This is a genomic window from Nonomuraea wenchangensis (genome assembly GCF_900111685.1).
Taxonomy (GTDB): Bacteria; Actinomycetota; Actinomycetes; order Streptosporangiales; family Streptosporangiaceae; genus Nonomuraea; species Nonomuraea wenchangensis.
Genome location: NZ_FOHX01000009.1, coordinates 186,139 through 204,869, shown reverse-complemented (window position 1 = coordinate 204,869; position 18,731 = coordinate 186,139). Strand labels below are relative to the sequence as shown.

The following is an 18,731-nucleotide window of genomic DNA, read 5'->3' as shown; positions in this document are numbered from 1 at the left end:
ACGGAAAGTGTCGGCGTGGCGACCGTTCCCGAGCGCGTCCTTTTCCCTCATACGGAATGGAGCACTCTCACCATGAAGTTCTCTGGGTTAGCCGCTCGCAGGGCGGCGGCGTTCGGCGCGTCGGCCGCGGTGCTCGCCACCCTGACCGCTGGACTCGTCGCTGGTCCCGCGCAGGCGGCCACGGCCGGCAAGACCGGTGTCAAGGTCTCGGCGACCGCGCCCAAGGCCAAGCCGGGCAAGTACGAAGGCGACTGTCCGGTCAAGGTCAACTTCTCGGCGAAGATCAAGGTGTCCGTCAAGGGCAAGACCGAGCTGGCCTACCGTTGGCTGCACGGTGACGGGTCCAAGAGCAAGGTCAGTGTGATCAAGCTCAAGGGCAAGGGCACCAAGTCGGTCACCGTCAAGCAGTCGATCACCTTCAAGGAGGACGTGAAGGGCTGGGAGGCCGTCCAGGTCCTCTCCCCGAAGAAGTTCGTCACCAAGAAGGGCTACTTCTCCGTATCCTGCGCCGAGGCGGAGCGGGAGAGGGAGCCGAAGGTCGACATCCACCTCCCCGGCGGCACCCCCTCGGTGTCGGCGAGCGCCTGGGCCAACCCCGACTCCTACGTCGGTGTCTGCAGCCCCGGCAACAAGATCGGCTTCACCGGCCTGATCAAGGCCGACCGGCCGACCTGGGTGAAGTACCGCTGGGTGCTCAACGGTGACGCTGTCGACTACGGCAAGGTGAAGGTCCGCCACGCCGCCAAGGTCGGCTTCGGCTTCTCGCCGCGCGAGAGCCACCGTGGCTGGGCTCAGCTGCAGATCCTCGGCCCCGACCGCGCCTGGTCCAACCGGGCCTCGTACTCGGTCTGGTGCAAGGACCCGGCTCCCGCTCCCGTGAGCAAGGTCGCGGTGTCCGGTCTGGTGACCGCCACCAACCACGACGGCTGCAAGCTGGGCGCGCACGCCACCGTGAGCACCACCGGCTCGGCCAAGGTCTCCTGGACCTGGCGGGTGAACGGTGTCTCCGTGTCCTCGGGCGAGTCGTTCTTCCGCGGCTCCGACTCGAAGACCGTGACGCTGCCCGAGAGCGCGCTGGTCGGTGAGGCCACCAAGGGCGGCAGGGTCAGCCTGACGGTGAGTGGTCCGAACAACACCGAGTCGATCTTCCAGTCGTACGCGGCCTGCAAGGTCGTGACGACGCAGGCGCCCGCCACGCAGGCGCCCCCGACGGACGCTCCGGCTCCGTCGACCGCCGCCTGAGGCGACGGGTTCGACTGATCGAAGAACCGGGTGGCCGCCTCGTGCGGCACCCGGTTTTTCGTTTGCCACTACCGCGCATTGCACAGTAGTGTGCTTCGCGTGGACAGCAGCCAGCTCCTCAAGGGCGTGCTCGACCTGGCCGTCCTGGCGGTGCTCGACGAGCGCGACGGCTACGGCTACGACGTCGTGCGCAGGCTCAGGGAGGCGGGCCTCGTGGAGGTCGGCGACGCCTCCGTGTACGGCACCCTGCGCCGCCTCTACAAGGCCGGCGCCCTGACCTCCTACGTGATGGCCTCCGACGAGGGGCCGCACCGCAAGTACTACGGGCTCAACGAGACCGGCAGAAGCATGTACGCCGCCCAGGCCAGGACCTGGAACTCGTTCGTGGCCACCATGGCATCCCTGCTGAAGGAGGGACGAGGATGACCCCCGCCCAGTACGCCCGGGCCGTACGCGAGGTCGTGGGAGACCACCCCGACCGCGAGGAACTGCTGGAGGACCTGGACGACCATCTGGCCGAGATCGCGGCCGAGTCGCCGGGCCTGCCGCTGGAGGACCGGCTGGGCCCGCCCGCCGCCTACGCCGAGGAGCTGATGGCCGCCTACGGGAGCCGCGCGCAGAGCCGCCGCGCGCGACGCGGGTTCCGTCCGCGCGCGTGGGCGACGGGGGCGCACACGGCCCTGCTGCGCCACGGGCCCTACCGGAGCCTCGCGACGTTCCTGCCCGAGCTGCGGCCGGGCTGGTGGGTGCTGCGCGGCTACCTGCTGGCCATGCTGCTGCTCTCGCTCTACGGCTACGGCCGGGCCGTCCCCGAGAACCCCGCCGACTGGGCCGTGGTGGTGGCCCTGGTGTGGGCGTCGGTGTGGTTCGGCCGGCGGCGCGGTGGCCGCCCGGCCTCCCTGTTCGCCGGCGGGCTCAACGCGCTCGCCGCGCTCGCCCTGTTCGCCGGCCTGATCGCGGTCAAGCCGCTCGACGCCGATCCCGCGCCCGTCGCCTACGCCGCCGCCCCCGTCGCGAACGTGATCGTGACGGGCTCGGAGTCCGTCGGCGTGGCGAACATCCGGCCGTACGCCAAGGACGGCACCCCGCTCGCCGACGTCTACCTCTACGACCAGGACGGCAACCCCGTCATCACCGACCCGGAGAGCCACGGCTACACCGTCGACCGCTCCTGCGGCGAGCCGGTGCTCAACCGCTATCCGCTCCCGCTCAAGAAGGAGAGCTTCGAGCCGGAGCCCTCGCCCACGCCGGCCGCCTGCCCCACGCCGAGTCCGGACCGTACGAAATGATCGGGCACCATCGGTGTCATGAGCTTCGTACCACCGGGCACCGGCTGGCCGGGCGACCCCGCCACCGCTGACACCCCCGTCGCGCACGACCCCGCCGGCGTGCGCCGCCTCGCCGCCGGCAGTGACGACCTCGCGGAGCTCACCGCGAGGCAGTCGGTCTGCCGGGCCTGCCCCCGCCTGGTGGAGTGGCGGGAGGAGGTGGCCACGGTGAAGCGGCGCGCGTTCGCGGACGAGACGTACTGGGGCCGGCCCGTCCCCGGCTGGGGCGCCGAGCGGCCGCGCGTGCTGCTGGTCGGGCTGGCCCCGGCCGCGCACGGCGGCAACCGCACCGGCCGGATCTTCACCGGCGACCGCAGCGGCGACTGGCTGTTCGCCTCGCTGTACCGCTCGGGGCTGGCGGAGCGGGAGACCAGCACGTACGCGGGCGACGGCCAGCGGCTCATCGACACGCGCGTGGTGGCCTCGGTGCGCTGCGCGCCTCCCGCCAACAAGCCGACGCCGGAGGAGAAGGCCGCCTGCTTCCCGTGGATGGCGCGGGAGCTGGCGCTGGTCGCGCCGTACGTACGGGTGGTGGTGGCGCTCGGCGGCTACGCCTGGCAGGCCATGTGGCCGGCGCTCAGGGAGGCGGGCTACGAGCTGCCGCGCAGCCGCCCGCCGTTCGGGCACGGCGCCGAGGTGGAGGTCCGGCACGGCGACGCGCCGGTCACCCTGCTCGGCTGCTACCACCCGAGCCAGCAGAACACCTTCACCGGCCGCGTCACCGCCCAGATGCTGGACTCGATCTTCGAGAAGGCCAGGTCACTGGCACTGTGACGCGTCCCACCATGTAGGGATTGGCTTCTTTTGCTCCTCCTGACATAACCTTGTGAATGCTTTCACAAGCAGACGAGGGATGGGGCCTCAGGATGAACAAGCACATTCTCATCGTCGGCGGTGGATACGTCGGCCTTTACACGGCGCTCCGGCTGCAGCGCAAGCTCTCTCGCGAGCTGCGCGGCGGCGAGGTGCACATCACGATCATCGATCCCCAGTCCTACATGACGTACCAGCCGTTCCTCCCCGAGGCGGCGGCCGGCAACCTCTCCCCCCGGCACCTGGTGGCGCCGCTGCGGCGGGTCCTGCCGAAGGTGCGCATCCTGAACGGCACCGTCACCACCGTCAAGCACGGCGACCGCGTGGTGACCTTCCAGCCGGCCGAGGGCGAGCCGCGCCAGATCGCCTACGACGTGCTCGTCATGGCGGCCGGGTCCATCTCCCGCACGCTGCCGATCCCCGGCCTGACCGACATCGGCATCGGCTTCAAGACCGTCGGCGAGGCCATCGCGCTGCGCAACCGCGTGCTGCACCTGCTGGACGTGGCCGAGTCGACCGAGGACCCCGAGGTGCGGCGCAGGGCGCTGACGTTCGTGGTGGTCGGCGCGGGCTTCGCCGGCGTGGAGGCCCTGGCCGAGCTGGAGGACATGGCCAAGGACTCCGTGCGCTACTACCGCAACATCAAGCCCTCGGACATCCGCTGGGTGCTCGTCGAGGCGACCAGCAGGGTGCTGCCCGAGGTGGGCCCCGAGATGGGCAAGTGGACGCTGGAGCAGCTCCGCGAGCGCGGCATCGACGTCAGGCTGGAGACCAGGCTGGAGTCCTGCGAGGGCGGGCACGTGGTGCTCTCCGACGGCGCCGAGTTCGACGCCGAGACGCTGGTGTGGACGGCGGGCGTCAAGCCCAGCCCGGTCGTCAACGACAGCGACCTGCCGCTCGACGAGCGCGGCCGGATCAAGACCACCGCGCTGCTGACCGTCCACGGCAGCCCGGGGGCCTTCGCGGCCGGCGACGCGGCGGGCGTCCCCGACGTCACCAACCCCGGGCAGTACTGCGCGCCCAACGCCCAGCACGCGGTGCGCCAGGCCAAGGTGCTGGCCGACAACATCGTCCGCCACCTGCGCGGTCACGAATTGATGGAATACCGCCACAAGTATGTCGGATCGGTCGCCGGTCTCGGCCTGCATCAGGGTGTCGCCAATGTCTACGGCGTCAAGCTTCGCGGATTCCCTGCATGGTTCATGCACCGCACCTACCATCTGTCGCGGGTGCCGACGCTGAACCGCAAGGTCCGCGTCGTCGTCGATTGGACCCTGGCCCTGTTCTTCAAGCGCGAGACGATCTCCCTCGGTGAGATGGAGCACCCGCGCGAGGGCTTCAGGGCCGCCGTCGCGACGATGCGCCGCTAGCCCCGGTACGGCGAGCGCCCCGGCCGCGACGGCCGGGGCGTTCCGGCACCCCTGGCGCAAGCGGAAGGGGTGGCACCGTGGGGCTTTCAGCGGTGACCGTGCTCGGCGTGGACAGGCCCGGCGTGATCGCCGCCGTCACCGGTTCGCTCGCCGACTGCGGGGCGAACATCCAGGACTCGACCATGACGCTGCTCGGCGGGCACGTGGCCATGATGCTCCTGGTCTCCGGCGACCTCGACTGCGACGAGGTGCTCAAGCGGCTGCGGACCTCCGACCTGGTGGTGACCGCCTCCGCCATCGAGGCCCGCAGGCACTTCTGCGAGGAGGGCGACGGCCTCGGCTACGTCCTCACCGTCCATGGCCCGGACCGGACCGGGATCGTCTCGGCCGTCAGCGCCGTGCTGGCCGCCGACGGCGGCAACATCACCGGCATGAGCACGCGGCTCTCCGGGCGGCTCTACGTGCTCATCGCCGACGTCGAGCTGCCGAAGGAGGTGGACGTGGCGGCCCTCATGCGCAGGCTCGCGGCCGTCGGGGCCGGCCTCGACGCCGAGATAACCTTCCGCCCCGTAGAACCGGACCTGCTGTGACGGGCCCGGGCCCCGGTGGGGGCTCGGGAACGGCCAGGGACGTGCTGCGGGCGCCCCACCCCGCCCTGTCCGCCGCGGCCGAGCCGGTGGACCCGATTGACCCCGGCGTCGTGGCCGCCGCCGCCGATCTCCTCGCCACCCTGCGCGGCCTGCCGGCCACGACGGGGCTCGCGGCCCCTCAGATCGGCCTCAGCGGCCGTCTGATCGCCTTCGACACCGCACGCCACCCCCGGAGCCGTTCGTACGCCGGAGAGTGCGTTCTGGCCAATCCGCGCCTCGTCGGGGCCTCCCATTGGGATCATGGGCGGGAGGGGTGCGCCTCGATCGCCGGGCTCACGGCGGACGTCCTACGCGCCACTCGAATCACCGTACATGCGCATTTGCCAGGCACGGGGGAGGCCGTCACCATCGAAGCCGATGCCTTCGAAGCCCGCTGCATTCAGCACCAACTGGACCATCTGGACGGTCTACTCTTCTTGGACAGAGTGCCAGGAGCCCTATCACTTCACATCCAACTTCACAGTTGTGACGCTTGATGCGAAGTTGTGCTCCTCGGAAGCATGGTCCGTTTCGTATGATTGCGGCGCCCCCGTAGCCCAATGGCAGAGGCAAACCCCTTAAAAGGGTTGACGTGCGGGTTCGAATCCCGCCGGGGGCACCTGCTTCTACCATTGGAAATACGTTTTTCGGCACGGTGGATGACCTTGGGAACTCCGGGGTGGCCACGTTCGTTGTCATCGCTGCCGAAGTCCCCCACGAACCCCGATCTGAGCGCGAGTTGACCAAGGTGCCGCCAGGCCCCGTAGGCTCGGCGACACAGGAGGCAGCGATGGAGAGCAAGAACCCCGTTTTCAGCAGGACCCGCCGGCAGGCGGGAGCATGGTCAGGGCCGGCCCCGTCCCCTGACGTGCTGCAGAACATGTACGACTCCCCGTCGTACGCCCCCCCGAGCCGCCCCGCGTTCCGCACCATGACCCTCGACGACGTGGTGGTGCGCGGCTTCCTGACCCTCGGCACGCTCGTCCTCGCCGCCGCGGCGGCGTGGGTGCTCAACGTGCCCCCCATGTTCGCGATCGTCGGCGCGGTCGTCGCGCTGGTCCTGGGCCTGATCGCCTCGTTCACGCAGAGCACCAACCCGGCGCTCATCCTGGGCTACGCCTTCTTCGAGGGCATCTTCCTGGGCAAGATCAGCCAGCTCTTCGAGGGCGCCATCAGCGGCATCGTGCTGCAGGCGGTGCTCGGCACGGCCTTCGCCTTCGGCGCCGTGCTGACCGTCCACGCGCTGCGGATCGTGCGGGTGACGCCCAAGCTGGTGAAGTTCGTGGTCGCGGCGGCCATCGCGGCCCTGGGCCTCGTGCTGGTCAACCTGCTGGTCGGCATCTTCAACGGCGTCGGCCTCGGGCTGCGCACCGACAGCCCCATCGGCTGGGTGTTCAGCATCGTCATGATCCTGCTCGGCTGCTTCTTCCTGCTGCTCGACTTCGACTCGATCGAGCAGGGCGTCCGCCAGGGCGCGCCGGAGAAGTTCGCCTGGCAGTGCGCGTTCGGCCTGACGCTGAGCCTCGTCTGGATCTACCTGGAGGTTCTGCGGTTCATCAGCTATTTCAGCGACGGTGACTGAGCGTAGACATCGTCGTCACCTCCGAGGGCTCCGCGTTCACGCGGGGCCCTCTCTTTGTGCGACCGAAAATCTACGTGCCGTCACGGATTCCAGGCAGCCAGGGGTCTTGCCTTTCGATGGATGGTGTTGCAGTGTCAAGCAAAGGACCTTAATCCGCGGAGGTGCCCATGTCCTTGAACCACTCACCGGAGACGCAGACGAAGCTGATCGCAAGGGTCCCCATGATAACGGGACGCGAACTCCCCGAGTGGTTCCAAGCCATCGACAACGGCCCGTCATTCCTCAGGTGCGCCGAGCGGGCCAACTGGCTCGCCGACGAGCACGGGCTGACCCACGGCTATGCCGCCGCCATCGTCCACGAGCACGAGCGGCACCGCCGTAACCGGATGGGCTTCATCTAGGCCCGTCACCGACCCGCGCCCGTGCCGCAAGCGCGGGCGCGTCGTCATGCGACACCATGAGGTCATGGACCTCGACAAGGCAGTGGCCTTCCTCCGCGACAACCACAACGCCGTCCTGCTCACCCGGCATCGCGATGGGCGCCCGCAGATGTCGCCGGTGACGGTCGGCGTGCAGGGGCCGCACATCGTCGTCAGCACGCGCGAGACGGCGTTCAAGACCCGCAACGTCCGGCACGACCCCCACGTGTCGCTGTGCGCCTTCACGAGCGCCTTCTACGGCGAATGGATCCAGGTCGACGGCACCGCCGAGGTCCTCTCGCTGCCCGAGGCCATGGAGCCGCTGATCACCTACTACCGCGACATCTCGGGCGAGCACCCCGACTGGGAGGACTACCGCGCCGCGATGGCCCGCGAGCGGCGCGTCCTGCTGCGCATCACGCCGGTCTCCGCCGGCCCCGACCGTCGCGGCTGAAGCGCTCCGGCGCCCGGCTGCGGGCCGGGCGCCGAAGCGCGCGCGTCAGCTCAGGCGCTCCAGGAGCATGGCCATGCCCTGGCCGCCGCCCACGCACATCGTCTCCAGGCCGATGGTCTTGTCGTGGTGCTGGAGGCCGTTGATGAGCGTGGAGGTGATCCGGGCGCCGGTCATGCCGAACGGGTGGCCGACCGCGATGGCCCCGCCGTTGACGTTGAGCCGGTCGAGGTCGATGCCCAGCTCCTGGTAGGACGGGATGACCTGGGCCGCGAACGCCTCGTTGATCTCGACCAGGTCGACGTCCTCGATGGCCATCCCGGCCCGCGCCAGCGCCTGCCGCGAGGCGTCCACCGGGCCGAGGCCCATGATCTCCGGCGACAGGCCGGAGACGCCGGTGGAGATGATCCGGGCCAGCGGCGTGATGCCCAGCTCGGCCGCCTTGACGTCGCTCATGATCACCACGGCGGCGGCGCCGTCGTTGAGCGGGCAGCAGTTGCCGGCCGTGACCGTGCCGTCCGGGCGGAAGACCGGCTGGAGGCCGGCCACCTTCTCGTACGTGGTGCCCGGCCGCGGCCCGTCGTCCCCGCTCACCACGGTGCCGTCGGGCAGCGTGACGGGCGTGATGTCCTTGGCCCAGAAGCCGTCGGCCAGCGCCTTCTCGGCGAGGTTCTGGGAGCGCACGCCGAACTCGTCCTGCTCCTGGCGGCTGACGCCGCGCAGCTGGGCGACGTTCTCGGCGGTCTGGCCCATCGCGACGTAGACGTCGGGGACGTCGCCGTCCTCGCGCGGGTCGTGCCAGGTCTTGCCGCCCTCGGTGAACGACTTGGTGCGCGCCAGGGCGTCCAGGAAGAGCGGGTTGTGCGTGTCGGGCAGCGAGTCGGAGTTGCCCTTGACGAAGCGTGAGACGGTCTCCACGCCCGCGGAGACGAACACGTCGCCCTCGCCCGCCTTGATGGCGTGGAAGGCCATGCGGGTGGTCTGGAGCGAGGAGGAGCAGTAGCGGGTCACGGTGGTGCCGGGCACGTCGTCGAGCCCGAGCAGCACCGCCACCACCCGGGCCATGTTGAAGCCCTGCTCGCCGCCGGGCAGGCCGCACCCCAGCATGATGTCGTCGATGGTGTGCGGATCGAGCTGGGGCACCTTGGCCAGGGCCGCCTGGATCATCTGCACGGTCAGGTCGTCGGGCCTGATGTCCTTGAGCGACCCCTTGAAGGCTCGTCCGATGGGCGAACGCGCGGTTGCGACGATGACTGCCTCGGGCATGGCCCCTCCTTTGTCGGCGGCTAATAGTAGAACTATATTCCAGTTCTTCGCGCGAGCCTCGCCGCCCCCCGGAAGGATTTACCCGTACATGCCCGGCGCGCTCGCCGTGTTGTCGTTGATCCCGTGCAGCGCCCCCTTCTCGTCGCGCCACAGCCGCCAGCCCGCCGTGCTGCCGGTGAACCACGCCGGGGGCGGGCCCGCCGTGGTGACCCGCTGCCCAGTGGCGAGGTCGTACTCGCAGAGGGCCGCCGTCGAGTAGAAGCCGGGCGGCTGGCCCTTCAGCGGCAGCGGCTTGGGGTCGGTGACGCAGAAGGACCAGCTCCGCTCCTCCTCCACCGGAGCCGGTCGGCCCGAGGCCAGGTCGTAGACCGAGCCCTTGGCGCCGTGGGCCAGGAAGCCCAGTTTGTCCATGCGCTCGGGGAAGGCCAGCCACCAGCCGGAGCCGGGCACGTCGGCCGCGCCGACCTGCCCCACCACCCGCCCCGACGCCGGGTCGAGCCGGGCGAAGCCGCCGTAGGCGCCCTGGCGGTCCACCGGCCGCACCACGGGCGCGTAGCCGGGGTTGCCGCTGGGGTAGACGCGCACGACCGACGGGCGGATCCAGTTGATCGTGCCGTCGGTCCTGCGCAGCGAGAACAGCCCGAACGTGGACAGCCGCCTGGTGCGCGGATCGGTGTAAGGAGCGACGTAGCCGACCAGGTCGTCGCCCGCCGCGCCGAACGCCCAGCCGCCCGACAGATCGACGCCCGGCCCGAGCGCCTGCTCGATCGGCTGCTGCCACTGCAGCTTGCCGGTCTTGAGCTCGTACGACTCCACCATCGGGTCGTCCGACAGCCGCAGCAGCAGCACCCGCGCCTGGTCGGACCACTCGACCTCGGAGATGCCCGGCAGCTTCCACACCGGTTTGCCGCCGGCCGGGTCGAGCACCACCGTGCGGGCCTTGGCCAGCGCCGTGTGCTCCGACAGGCAGATGTAGGGCCCGCAGCGCTGCGGCCCGAACGAGGAGTGGACCGGCCGGGTCCACTTCTGCACGCCGGAGTGCGCGTCACGGGCCACCAGCGTGGCCTTCCACCGGCCCTTGCGCGCCGGGTCGAGCGCCACGACCACGCCCTCGCCGCCACCGGTCTCGACGATCGCGGGGGCGGAGACGCCCATGCCGGGCAGCCGGCCGGCCATCGTGGCCGGATAGGCCCACAGCCGTCGGCCGTCGCGCAGTCGTACGGCCACCGTCTCCAGGGAGCCGTCGGGCTTCATCGAGGTCGTGGTCACCACCCCGGCCGCCTCGGACAGCCGGCTGACGACGTGGACCTGCGCGTTGTGCCAGGTGGGGAAGGCGGGGGTGGTGGCCGCGTCGCTGCCGGCGCATCCGGCGAGGGCGAGGGTTCCGGCTAGGGCGACGGACGGCTTCCAGAGGGGCCGGAGCACGGGCGATACCCTCCAAGGGGACGAGGAGTGACGGCTCGGGCGCGGAAGGTGACCGGTGCGGGGCGCGGTCGGGGGCACGCCACGCCGGAACGGGGGCGGGCCCGGCCGCGGGCCGAGCCGCTCGCCGGGCCTGGACCGGGGGGTCAGGCGTCGTTGAGCTGCTCGCCGAGTCTCCGGCGGAACAGCGCGGCCCACTTGCCGTGCAGCCCCGTCGCCCGCCCGTCGACCCGGGTCGCGGTGACCTCGGTGCCGGGCTCCTCCGCGGCCGTGGCCGCCGCGAGGTAGATCGGTTGCAGTTCTTCGCCGCGTGCGGGGCGCGGCTCAGGCCACAACCCCAACGCAGCGCACACTGACGGTAGCACCGCGTAAGCGGCCTGCGCGTAACCTCGGTCAGATGGATGGAAACGATCCGGTCCGAACATCTCTGTCGGATTTGTAGCGAATTCCGGGCCGAGCGTGTCGGCGAAGGCCACCGTACGGCCGCCCGCGTCCACCACCGCCACCGTCTGTGCCGCGGCGAGCTGCCGGCTCCACCGCCGGGTCACCCACCGCAGCGGCTGCGCGATGGGACGCACCGTGCCGAGGTCGGGGCAGGTGCCCACGATCACCTCGACGCCCGCCTCGCGCAGCCGGCGCACCGACCTGGTCAGGTGGCGTACGGCGATCGCGGGCGGCGTCTGGGTGATGATGTCGTTGGCCCCCACGAAGATCACCGCCACGTCCGGCTCCATGGCCAGCGCCCGGTCCACCTGCTCGCCCAGCTCCGCCGACGACGCGCCCGACCGGCCCGCCACCAGCAGCCGCACCGGGCGCTCCGACACCGCGGCCAGGCCGTTGGCGAGCACCACGCCGGGCGTCTGGGCCGGGTCGGTCATGCCGAGACCCACCGACGTGGAGTCGCCCAGCATCGCCAGCTTGATCGCCCTGCCGGGGAACATGCCGTACGTGCCGTCGGAAGGGGGCCCGTCCATGCCGTGCGGGCGGCCGATGGCCTTGCGCGCCAGCAGTCCCTCGGCGACCAGCAGTCCGTACGCGGTCGCTCCCAGGGCCGTCAATCCGCCTCCTCCGAGCGCCGCCGCGGTGGCGATCCTGCGTGCGGCGCGCGCCATGCCAGCTGCCCAGACCACGTACGTCCCTCCCTGGTCGAACTCGGCGGTAGCGTTTGCTAGGAAACTAACCGAGGGCGTGCCACCCCGACCGGGTCTGAGCCTTCGGATAGCTGATCAAGCTTCGGCAAAGAAGGTGAACACCTCGGTGCGCGTTTACGATTCCCTGGTCGACCTCATGGGGAACACCCCGCTCGTCCGGCTGCACAAGGTGAGCGCGGGCCTGCCGGCCCAGGTGCTCGCCAAGGTCGAGTACTTCAACCCGGGCGGATCCGTGAAGGACCGCATCGCGGTCCGCATGATCGAGGCCGCGGAGAAGTCGGGCGCGCTGCGCCCCGGCGGCGTCATCGTCGAGCCGACCTCCGGCAACACCGGGGTGGGGCTCGCCATCGTCGCCCAGCAGAAGGGCTACCGGTGCCTGTTCGTGGTGCCGGACAAGGTCGCCCAGGACAAGATCGCGGTGCTGCGGGCCTACGGCGCCGAGGTCGTGGTCTGCCCGACCGCCGTCTCGCCCGACCACCCCGACTCCTACTACTCGGTCTCCGACCGGCTGGCCCGCGAGGTGCCCAACGCCTGGAAGCCCGACCAGTACTCCAACCCGGACAACCCGGAGTCCCACTTCCACTCCACCGGCCCCGAGATCTGGGCCGACACCGAGGGCGGCATCACCCACTTCGTCGCCGGCATCGGCACCGGCGGCACGATCAGCGGCACCGGCCGCTACCTCAAGGAGGTCTCCGGCGGCCGGGTGCGCGTCGTCGGCGCCGACCCCGAGGGCTCGGTCTACTCCGGCGGCAGCGGGCGGCCCTACCTGGTGGAGGGCGTCGGCGAGGACATCTGGCCGGCCACGTACGACACCACGATCTGCGACGAGATCATCGCGGTCTCCGACAAGGACTCCTTCACCATGACCCGCCGCCTCGCGCGGGAGGAAGGACTGCTGGTCGGAGGATCGTGCGGCATGGCCGTCGTCGCGGCGCTCCAGGTGGCGGCGCAGGCCAAGGAGGGCGACACCGTCGTCGTGCTGCTGCCCGACGGCGGCCGCGGCTACCTGTCGAAGATCTTCAACGACGACTGGATGGCCGACTACGGCTTCCTCACGACCAGCTCCGACGAGGGCCTGGTCGCCGACGTGCTGGCGCGCAAGGGGCCTGGCCTGCCGGAGTTCGTGCACGCCCACCCGCACGAGACGGTCGGCACGGCCATCTCGATCATGCGCGAGTACAGCGTGTCCCAGCTCCCGGTCATGAAGGAGGAACCGCCGGTGATGGCGGCCGAGGTCGTCGGGTCCATCGTCGAGCGCGACCTCCTCGAAGCCCTCTACCACGGCAGGCTCTCCTCCGAAGACTCGATCGCCGATCATATGTCCGCGCCGCTACCCACGATCGGCAGTGGTGAACCTGTGGCGCGTGCGGTGGAAGCGCTGGAGAAGGCGGATGCGGCGGTGGTGCTGGAGGACGGCAAGCCGGCCGGGCTGATCACCCGGCAGGACCTGCTCGCCTTCCTCGCCAACCACTGATCCCGTGCCTGACGCCGCCGGCAGCGGTCACTCCCCGATCTTCTTCGCGTAGAGCGTGATGAGCGTGTCGGTCGGGACCCGTCTGCCGGCGGCCGGGTCCTGCCGTACGACCTGCCAGTTGCGATCGAACACCTGTAGCCGTCCCTGGCCGGTGGCGTCCTGGTCGTCGAGGATGTAGAAGCCCTTCGCCTGGAGGAAATCCTGGGCGGCCTGCAGGTTCATGCCGACGACGTCCGGCAGCCGCTTGCGCTCGGGCGTGCGGACGGAGGGCTTGCCGGCGGATGGGGTGGCCTCGTCCGGTGACGATGTCGGGGTGGCGGTGACGGTGACAACGGCCGGCGGCGGGGCGGAGGCGGTGTGGGCCTCACTCGCGGTGGAACATGCGGGGTGCTGCTCCGGGCGCGTAGCCAGGTCGCCGACAGCCACCACGGCCGCCCGCCACCGTCGTGGACCAGGGCGTCGACGCCGCGCGGCGGCACGGTCCACTGGTCCAGAACGTACGGGGTGGCCTCGACGAACCCGGCCCGCAGCACGCGGTCGGCCGTGAGCGTCCGGTCGTGCTCGCCGCGGTGGGCGCGTACGACAAGGAAGGTCTTGGCCAGGCCTGTCACCTGGACCGGCGTGACCACGTGTCGGCTCGCCCGTCGGCTTCGGGGCAGCGGGTCAGGTCAGGGGGAACTCGGCGACGACCTCCCAGGCGCCCTCGCTTGAAGGGCCCGCGTAGAGCCGGCCGCCCAGGGCCTCCACCCGTTCGGCCATCCCGACCAGGCCGAAGCCGCCGCCCAGGCGGGAGACGCGCGGGTCCGGCGACGAGCCGAAGTTGCGCACCCGCAGCACCACCGACCTGTCGTGGCGGCGCAGGTCCGCCTCCACCCAGGCGGTCCGCGTCGCGTGCTTGCGCACGTTGGTCAGCGACTCCTGGAGCACCCGGTGCAGGGTCGTCATGACCTCGGGCTGCAGCGTACGGTCGTCCAGGCCGGGGCCGATCTCGAAGGCCACCTTCGGCCCGTCCGCCGAGAACCGGTCGGTCAGCATCCGCAGGTCGGCCAGGGTCGTGCCGGGCCTGCGGCCCGCCTCCTCCTCGGTGCGCAGCACTGTCACCATGCGCCGCATCGAGGTCAGCGCGTCCGACCCGGCCGTGGCGATCGCGTCCAGGGCGGGCAGCACCGCCTGCGGGCTGGCCTCGGCCACCGTACGGGCGGCCTGCGCCTGGACCACGATCCCGGTGATGTGGTGGGCGACCAGGTCGTGCAGCTCCCGCGCCAGCTCCAGGCGTTCGGCCCGGCGTACCGAGTGGACGGCCTCCGCCCGCCGTTCGCGCTGGAAACGCAGGTAGCCGCCCGCTCCGGCGGCCATCGACCAACTGGCGAACAGCAGGAACGAGAACGCGAGCCCCGCCCCGTGGTAGTCGCGGCCCACGGCCTCGGCCATGAGCACGATCAGCCCGGCGCAGGCGAGGGCGGCCGCCCGGCGTACCGGCTCGACGTGCCGCAGCACGCCGATGACGAGGACGAGCAGCGACCCGGTCTCGGCCATGCCTGGGACGCCGGCGAGGTTCGTGCCCCCGATGGCCATGGACGTGCCGAAGGACAGGGCCAGCACGGCGGAGAAGCCGTCGGCACGATGCGCGCGCCGCAGCGCCACGGCCACGATGCCCGCCACGCCGCACATCGGCACCAGCCACTGCAGTCCACCGGTGGAGGCGGCGATCACCAGGTCGAGCAGCAGCATCAGGCCGAGCCAGCCGAGCATCGCGAACTCGCTCAGCCGCCGCACCCAGTACAGGAGGCGTTTCGTCTCACCCACTCGTCTCACCCACGCTCCGAGCCTAGGTCTCAGGTCGGACCTCCCGTATCAACCGTTCGGCCGAGCGCGGGGGGCGCGGACCGGCCCTTCAGCGGAGGCGGAGGGGCGGTGCCGGAGCGGATGCTGGAGAGGACGAAAGGGGACGGACATGATTGCCATCGGGTTCGCGTTGCTGGGGGCCGGGCTGGTCGTCGCGCTGCTGCTCGCGCTGGCCGATCCCTTGCTGATCTCCCGGCTCGAAGGGGAGCCGGAGGACGCCGCCTGAGCTCGGGCACCCCTGGCCCGACGCCCATCCTGGAGCTGTCCGAACGTCCGTTACCGTTGGCGTATGAGCAACGGTTTTGAGACCCTGGCCATCCACGCAGGTCAGGAGCCCGACCCGCTGACCGGCGCGGTCGTGCCGCCGATATATGCCACGTCCACCTACAAGCAGGACGGCGTGGGCGGCCTGCGTTCCGGATACGAGTACAGCCGCTCGGCCAACCCCACCCGCACCGCGCTGGAGGAGGCGCTGGCGGCCGTGGAGGGCGGGTCGCGCGGGCTGGCGTTCGCGTCGGGGCTGGCCGCGGAGGACACCCTCCTGCGTACGGTCTGCAAGCCGCAGGACCACGTGATCATCCCCAACGACGCCTACGGCGGCACCTACCGGCTCTTCTCGAAGGTCCACGAGCGCTGGGACCTCCACTACGACCCGGTCCCGCTGCACGACCTCGACGCGGTGGCCGCCGCCATGACGCAGAAGACGCGGGTCGTCTGGGTCGAGACGCCGACCAACCCGCTGCTCGGCGTCGCCGACATCGCCGCGCTCGCGCGGCTCGCCCACGACAACGGGGCGCTGCTGGTGGTGGACAACACGTTCGCCTCGCCTTACCTGCAGCAGCCGCTCGCCCTCGGCGCCGACGTCGTCGTGCACTCCACCACCAAGTACGTCGGCGGCCACTCCGACGTGGTCGGCGGCGCGCTGATCGCCGCGAACGCCGGGCTCGGCGAGGAGCTCGCCTACCACCAGAACGCCATGGGCGGGGTGGCCGGGCCGTTCGACGCCTGGCTGACGCTGCGCGGGCTCAAGACCCTCGGCGTACGCATGGACCGCCACTGCGACAACGCCGAGCGCGTCGTCGACCTGCTGCTCGCGCACCCGCGCGTGACCGAGGTCCTCTACCCGGGGCTGCCCGAGCACCCGGGGCACGAGGTCGCGGCCAAGCAGATGCGGCGGTTCGGGGGCATGGTGTCGTTCCGCGTGGCCGGGGGCGAGGCGGAGGCCGTGGCGGTGTGCGACCGGGCCAAGCTGTTCACGCTGGGGGAGTCGCTCGGCGGTGTCGAGTCGCTGATCGAGCACCCGGGGCGGATGACGCACGCGTCGGCGGCCGGCTCGCCGCTGGAGGTGCCCGCCGACCTGGTGCGGCTGTCGGTCGGCATCGAGACGATCGACGACCTGCTCGCCGACCTCACGCAGGCGCTCGCCGGCTGAGCGGCGCGTCCCGTCAGCCGGGGACGACCATCAGGAAGAGGATCACCAGCCAGATCACGGACACCACTCCGCTGATCGCGGCGATCCGTCCGCTCTGCACCTTCGCGTCGTCGGCGGGGTCCTCGCTCGCGAGGGCCTGTACGGCGGCGCGGAGGTCGCGGTCGATCAGCACCAGCAGCACAGCCGCCACGATGAACAGCGTCATCGAGGCCGTCATGTACCACTCGCCGAGCACACCTCCGCCCATCACGATGCCGAGCACCAGCCCGAACACGAACACACCGATCGTGCCGATGCTGTAGACCCGCGTCAGGCGCTGGATGTTCTGCAGCGCGGGCACGTTCTTGGTGCGGATGAGGCGGGGCGCGGCCATCGTCGCGGCGGTCACCGGGCCGACGGTGAAGATCGCGAAGCCGATGTGGAGCCAGAGAAGCAGGGTGGACATGCCGGAGAGACTAGTCGCCGACGATCTCGGTGGGTGACTCGACACTCTCTTTGCCGGCGACGGGACAGCGCGTGATGAGCTCCATGGCCGCTACCGTCACGGCCATCATGACGATGAGAAGAATCATGGCAATCATGGGCTCGCCTCCTTCCCCGTGTACGTCGGGAATATCGTCCGTAATGACTAGACGGCCGTGCAACGGAATAAGTTGGGCGCGGGTAGGGTTGGGAACTGTTCCTTTTTCCTTACCGTTTGGGCACAAGGGGGTGCCGTCCGTGGCCATCAGGCATGTCGAGCCGTACAGCGACGAGTGGCTGCAGCAGCCGATCAGCTACGTGCGCCAGGTCGTCGACCAGCTCGGGGCCGAGGTCGCGGACTGGTGGGAGGGGCCGTGCGATCCGCGTGACGCCACCCTCAAGCTCGCCGACGACAGCGCGCTGGTGTGGGACGAGGAGAGCGGCTGGCGCCTCGGCGCCTTCGTGGCCGGCGGCCGTGGCTCCCACACCGAGCTGGCGGGCGTGCGTTATCTCGGCAACGGGCTGCTGCCGCGTCCCGAGCGGGTGCCCGGAGCGCTGGCCGACGCGCGCGCCGGGGTGGGCGCCAGTACGGCCTGGCGCCCCTGCTACCGCTCCCACCGCAACTGCCGTGACGGCTTCGATCTCGCTCTGGCCTTCTACACGCCCCTCGTCGACGCCTGACCTATCGTCGGCTGTTCGCCATCGCGAAGAACGTACGGATGTCCTCGACCAGCAGGTCGGGGGCCTGCACCGAGGCGAAGTGGCCGCCGCGCGGCGGCGTGGACCAGTGCACGATCGAGTGCGACAGCTCGGCCAGGCCGCGCAGCGCCTTGTCCCCCGGGAAGTTGGCCACTCCCGTCGGCACCCCTGACGGGGCCGGACGCTTGCCCCACCCCTCGTCGCCGCCCTCGTAGTAGAGCCGGGCCGCCGAGCCCGTCGTCCGGGTCAGCCAGAAGATCGTCACGTCCGTGAGAAGGACGTCGCGGTCCACCGGGGTCTGCACCTTGTTCGCCGGGTCCCAGTCCACGTACCACTCCAGGTTCCAGGCGAGCTGCCCGGCGGGGGAGTCGTTCAGCGCGTACGCCAGCGTCTGCGGCCGGGTCGACATCTGGGTGGCGTAGCCGGAGTGCGTGTACCACCACGCCTCCTGCTCGCGGGCCAGCTCCCGCTCGGACTCCGACAACCGGTCCAGGTCCTCGGGGTCGGTCGGCGTCGAGGCGTTGGCCAGCGCGTTCACGTGTACGCCGATGACCTTGTCCGGGGCGTGGCGGCCGAGCTCGGGCGAGACCATGCTGCCGAAGTCGCCGCCCTGGGCGCCGTAGCGCTCGTAGCCGAGACGGCGCATGAGCTCCGCCCAGGCCCGCGCGACCCGGTTCACGCCCCAGCCGGTCTCCCCGGTCGGGCCGGAGAACGCGAACCCGGGCACCGACGGGATGACGAGGTGGAAGGCGGGAGCCTGGTCCGCGCCGTGCCCGCGCGGGTCGGTCAGCGGGCCGATGAGGTCGAGGAACTCGTACACGGTGCTGGGCCAGCCGTGCGTGATGATCAGCGGGATCGCGTCCGGCTCGGGGGAGCGTACGTGCAGGAAGTGGATGTTCTGGCCGTCGATCGTGGTGGTGAACTGGGGGAAGGAGTTGAGCCGGGCCTCGTGGCGGCGCCAGTCGTACTCGGTCCGCCAGTAGCGCACCAGCTCTTCGAGGTGGCCCTGGGCAACGCCGTACGACCAGCCGACGCCGGGCAGCTCGCCGGGCCACCGGGTGCTCGCCAGGCGGGCGGCGAGCTCGTCGAGCTCGGCCTGCGGAATGTCGACCCGGAACGGGTGAATCGCATCGTTCATGCTTT

Annotated in this window: 21 protein-coding genes and 1 tRNA gene; 14 read left to right on the top strand and 8 right to left on the bottom strand. The window is 70.9% G+C overall.

Going from position 1 to position 18,731, the window contains the following annotated elements; all coding sequences use genetic code 11:
• Positions 1-72: 72 nt before the first annotated feature.
• From BMW85_RS27250 to BMW85_RS27200, 11 genes are all read left to right on the top strand, one after another.
• Positions 73-1,242 (top strand): hypothetical protein, encoded by a 1,170-nt coding sequence (locus BMW85_RS27250; protein ID WP_091086788.1) that lies wholly within the window; start codon positions 73-75, stop codon positions 1,240-1,242.
• Positions 1,243-1,341: 99 nt separating this feature from the next.
• On the top strand, positions 1,342-1,668 hold the full coding sequence (locus tag BMW85_RS27245; RefSeq protein ID WP_091086785.1) for a PadR family transcriptional regulator: 327 nt from the start codon (positions 1,342-1,344) through the stop codon (positions 1,666-1,668).
• A complete protein-coding gene (locus BMW85_RS27240; RefSeq protein ID WP_091086782.1) occupies positions 1,665-2,531 on the top strand; it encodes a hypothetical protein in 867 nt (288 codons plus the stop codon). Before BMW85_RS27245 ends, BMW85_RS27240 begins: the two co-directional genes overlap by 4 nt.
• An 18-nt stretch (positions 2,532-2,549) precedes the next feature.
• The gene (locus tag BMW85_RS27235; RefSeq protein ID WP_091086780.1) at positions 2,550-3,344 is read left to right on the top strand and encodes a uracil-DNA glycosylase; all 795 of its coding nucleotides are present in this window, start codon (positions 2,550-2,552) and stop codon (positions 3,342-3,344) included.
• A 92-nt stretch (positions 3,345-3,436) separates the two neighbouring features.
• On the top strand, positions 3,437-4,753 hold the full coding sequence (locus BMW85_RS27230; RefSeq protein WP_091086778.1) for an NAD(P)/FAD-dependent oxidoreductase: 1,317 nt from the start codon (positions 3,437-3,439) through the stop codon (positions 4,751-4,753).
• Positions 4,754-4,830: 77 nt separating this feature from the next.
• A complete protein-coding gene (locus BMW85_RS27225) occupies positions 4,831-5,343 on the top strand; it encodes a glycine cleavage system transcriptional repressor (RefSeq protein ID WP_091086775.1) in 513 nt (170 codons plus the stop codon).
• Positions 5,340-5,879, top strand: a complete 540-nt coding sequence (locus tag BMW85_RS52600; protein ID WP_425434375.1) for a peptide deformylase — start codon at positions 5,340-5,342, stop codon at positions 5,877-5,879. Before BMW85_RS27225 ends, BMW85_RS52600 begins: the two co-directional genes overlap by 4 nt.
• Before the next feature lie 49 nt (positions 5,880-5,928).
• Positions 5,929-6,001 (top strand) — tRNA-Leu (locus BMW85_RS27215).
• A gap of 171 nt (positions 6,002-6,172) precedes the next feature.
• Positions 6,173-6,964 (top strand): Bax inhibitor-1/YccA family protein, encoded by a 792-nt coding sequence (locus BMW85_RS27210; protein ID WP_091086770.1) that lies wholly within the window; start codon positions 6,173-6,175, stop codon positions 6,962-6,964.
• A 167-nt stretch (positions 6,965-7,131) separates the two neighbouring features.
• Positions 7,132-7,365, top strand: a complete 234-nt coding sequence (locus tag BMW85_RS27205; RefSeq protein ID WP_091086767.1) for a DUF4287 domain-containing protein — start codon at positions 7,132-7,134, stop codon at positions 7,363-7,365.
• A 64-nt stretch (positions 7,366-7,429) separates the two neighbouring features.
• Positions 7,430-7,837, top strand: a complete 408-nt coding sequence (locus BMW85_RS27200; RefSeq protein ID WP_091086765.1) for a PPOX class F420-dependent oxidoreductase — start codon at positions 7,430-7,432, stop codon at positions 7,835-7,837.
• Positions 7,838-7,882: 45 nt separating this feature from the next.
• Here the strand turns inward: BMW85_RS27200 and BMW85_RS27195 are convergent, their stop codons facing one another.
• The 3 genes from BMW85_RS27195 to BMW85_RS27185 all read right to left on the bottom strand — a co-directional run bounded on the left by BMW85_RS27195 (position 7,883) and on the right by BMW85_RS27185 (position 11,652).
• Positions 7,883-9,100: an acetyl-CoA C-acetyltransferase gene (locus BMW85_RS27195; RefSeq protein ID WP_091086763.1), complete on the bottom strand. Its 1,218-nt coding sequence runs from the start codon at positions 9,098-9,100 to the stop codon at positions 7,883-7,885.
• 78 nt (positions 9,101-9,178) lie between these two features.
• Entirely contained in the window at positions 9,179-10,525 is a 1,347-nt protein-coding gene (locus BMW85_RS27190) for an outer membrane protein assembly factor BamB family protein (protein ID WP_091086760.1), read from the bottom strand.
• A 143-nt stretch (positions 10,526-10,668) separates the two neighbouring features.
• Positions 10,669-11,652, bottom strand: a complete 984-nt coding sequence (locus BMW85_RS27185; protein WP_245775095.1) for an SGNH/GDSL hydrolase family protein — start codon at positions 11,650-11,652, stop codon at positions 10,669-10,671.
• Between the two features lie 127 nt (positions 11,653-11,779).
• On the opposite strand from BMW85_RS27185, the gene BMW85_RS27180 reads away from it, so the two are divergent.
• Complete coding sequence (locus BMW85_RS27180; RefSeq protein ID WP_091087122.1) at positions 11,780-13,150, top strand: cystathionine beta-synthase; 1,371 nt, start codon at positions 11,780-11,782, stop codon at positions 13,148-13,150.
• A 27-nt stretch (positions 13,151-13,177) separates the two neighbouring features.
• Here BMW85_RS27180 and BMW85_RS50485 read toward each other — a convergent pair whose 3' ends face one another.
• Together BMW85_RS50485 and BMW85_RS27170 are read right to left on the bottom strand one after the other, a co-directional pair.
• A complete protein-coding gene (locus BMW85_RS50485; RefSeq protein ID WP_218155946.1) occupies positions 13,178-13,579 on the bottom strand; it encodes a PASTA domain-containing protein in 402 nt (133 codons plus the stop codon).
• A gap of 234 nt (positions 13,580-13,813) precedes the next feature.
• Complete coding sequence (locus BMW85_RS27170) at positions 13,814-14,956, bottom strand: sensor histidine kinase (RefSeq protein ID WP_091086756.1); 1,143 nt, start codon at positions 14,954-14,956, stop codon at positions 13,814-13,816.
• Between the two features lie 328 nt (positions 14,957-15,284).
• Here BMW85_RS27170 and BMW85_RS27165 point away from each other — a divergent pair, with 328 nt between their 5' ends.
• Positions 15,285-16,427, top strand: coding sequence for a cystathionine gamma-synthase (locus tag BMW85_RS27165; RefSeq protein ID WP_091086754.1), 1,143 nt, complete (start codon positions 15,285-15,287; stop codon positions 16,425-16,427).
• A gap of 13 nt (positions 16,428-16,440) precedes the next feature.
• On the opposite strand, the gene BMW85_RS27160 is transcribed toward BMW85_RS27165, so the two are convergent.
• Entirely contained in the window at positions 16,441-16,872 is a 432-nt protein-coding gene (locus tag BMW85_RS27160; protein WP_091086752.1) for a hypothetical protein, read from the bottom strand.
• Positions 16,873-16,882: 10 nt separating this feature from the next.
• Positions 16,883-17,008: a hypothetical protein gene (locus BMW85_RS52065; RefSeq protein ID WP_281249608.1), complete on the bottom strand. Its 126-nt coding sequence runs from the start codon at positions 17,006-17,008 to the stop codon at positions 16,883-16,885.
• 139 nt (positions 17,009-17,147) lie between these two features.
• On the opposite strand from BMW85_RS52065, the gene BMW85_RS27155 reads away from it, so the two are divergent.
• Positions 17,148-17,570, top strand: coding sequence for a DUF6292 family protein (locus BMW85_RS27155; RefSeq protein WP_245775094.1), 423 nt, complete (start codon positions 17,148-17,150; stop codon positions 17,568-17,570).
• A 1-nt stretch (position 17,571) separates the two neighbouring features.
• Here BMW85_RS27155 and BMW85_RS27150 read toward each other — a convergent pair whose 3' ends face one another.
• Positions 17,572-18,726, bottom strand: coding sequence for an epoxide hydrolase family protein (locus BMW85_RS27150; protein WP_091086749.1), 1,155 nt, complete (start codon positions 18,724-18,726; stop codon positions 17,572-17,574).
• Positions 18,727-18,731 lie beyond the last annotated feature (5 nt).

What these genes read in the sequence shown, in the direction of transcription:
- BMW85_RS27250 (WP_091086788.1), top strand. Translation starts at nt 73, where the DNA reads ATGAAGTTCTCTGGGTTAGCCGCTCGCAGGGCGGCGGCGTTCGGCGCG.
- BMW85_RS27240 (WP_091086782.1), top strand. Translation starts at nt 1,665, where the DNA reads ATGACCCCCGCCCAGTACGCCCGGGCCGTACGCGAGGTCGTGGGAGAC.
- BMW85_RS27235 (WP_091086780.1), top strand. Translation starts at nt 2,550, where the DNA reads ATGAGCTTCGTACCACCGGGCACCGGCTGGCCGGGCGACCCCGCCACC.
- BMW85_RS27230 (WP_091086778.1), top strand. Translation starts at nt 3,437, where the DNA reads ATGAACAAGCACATTCTCATCGTCGGCGGTGGATACGTCGGCCTTTAC.
- BMW85_RS27210 (WP_091086770.1), top strand. Translation starts at nt 6,173, where the DNA reads ATGGAGAGCAAGAACCCCGTTTTCAGCAGGACCCGCCGGCAGGCGGGA.
- BMW85_RS27205 (WP_091086767.1), top strand. Translation starts at nt 7,132, where the DNA reads ATGTCCTTGAACCACTCACCGGAGACGCAGACGAAGCTGATCGCAAGG.
- BMW85_RS27200 (WP_091086765.1), top strand. Translation starts at nt 7,430, where the DNA reads ATGGACCTCGACAAGGCAGTGGCCTTCCTCCGCGACAACCACAACGCC.
- BMW85_RS27195 (WP_091086763.1), bottom strand. Translation starts at nt 9,100, where the DNA reads ATGCCCGAGGCAGTCATCGTCGCAACCGCGCGTTCGCCCATCGGACGA.
- BMW85_RS27165 (WP_091086754.1), top strand. Translation starts at nt 15,285, where the DNA reads ATGAGCAACGGTTTTGAGACCCTGGCCATCCACGCAGGTCAGGAGCCC.
- BMW85_RS27160 (WP_091086752.1), bottom strand. Translation starts at nt 16,872, where the DNA reads ATGTCCACCCTGCTTCTCTGGCTCCACATCGGCTTCGCGATCTTCACC.
- BMW85_RS52065 (WP_281249608.1), bottom strand. Translation starts at nt 17,008, where the DNA reads ATGATTGCCATGATTCTTCTCATCGTCATGATGGCCGTGACGGTAGCG.
- BMW85_RS27150 (WP_091086749.1), bottom strand. Translation starts at nt 18,726, where the DNA reads ATGAACGATGCGATTCACCCGTTCCGGGTCGACATTCCGCAGGCCGAG.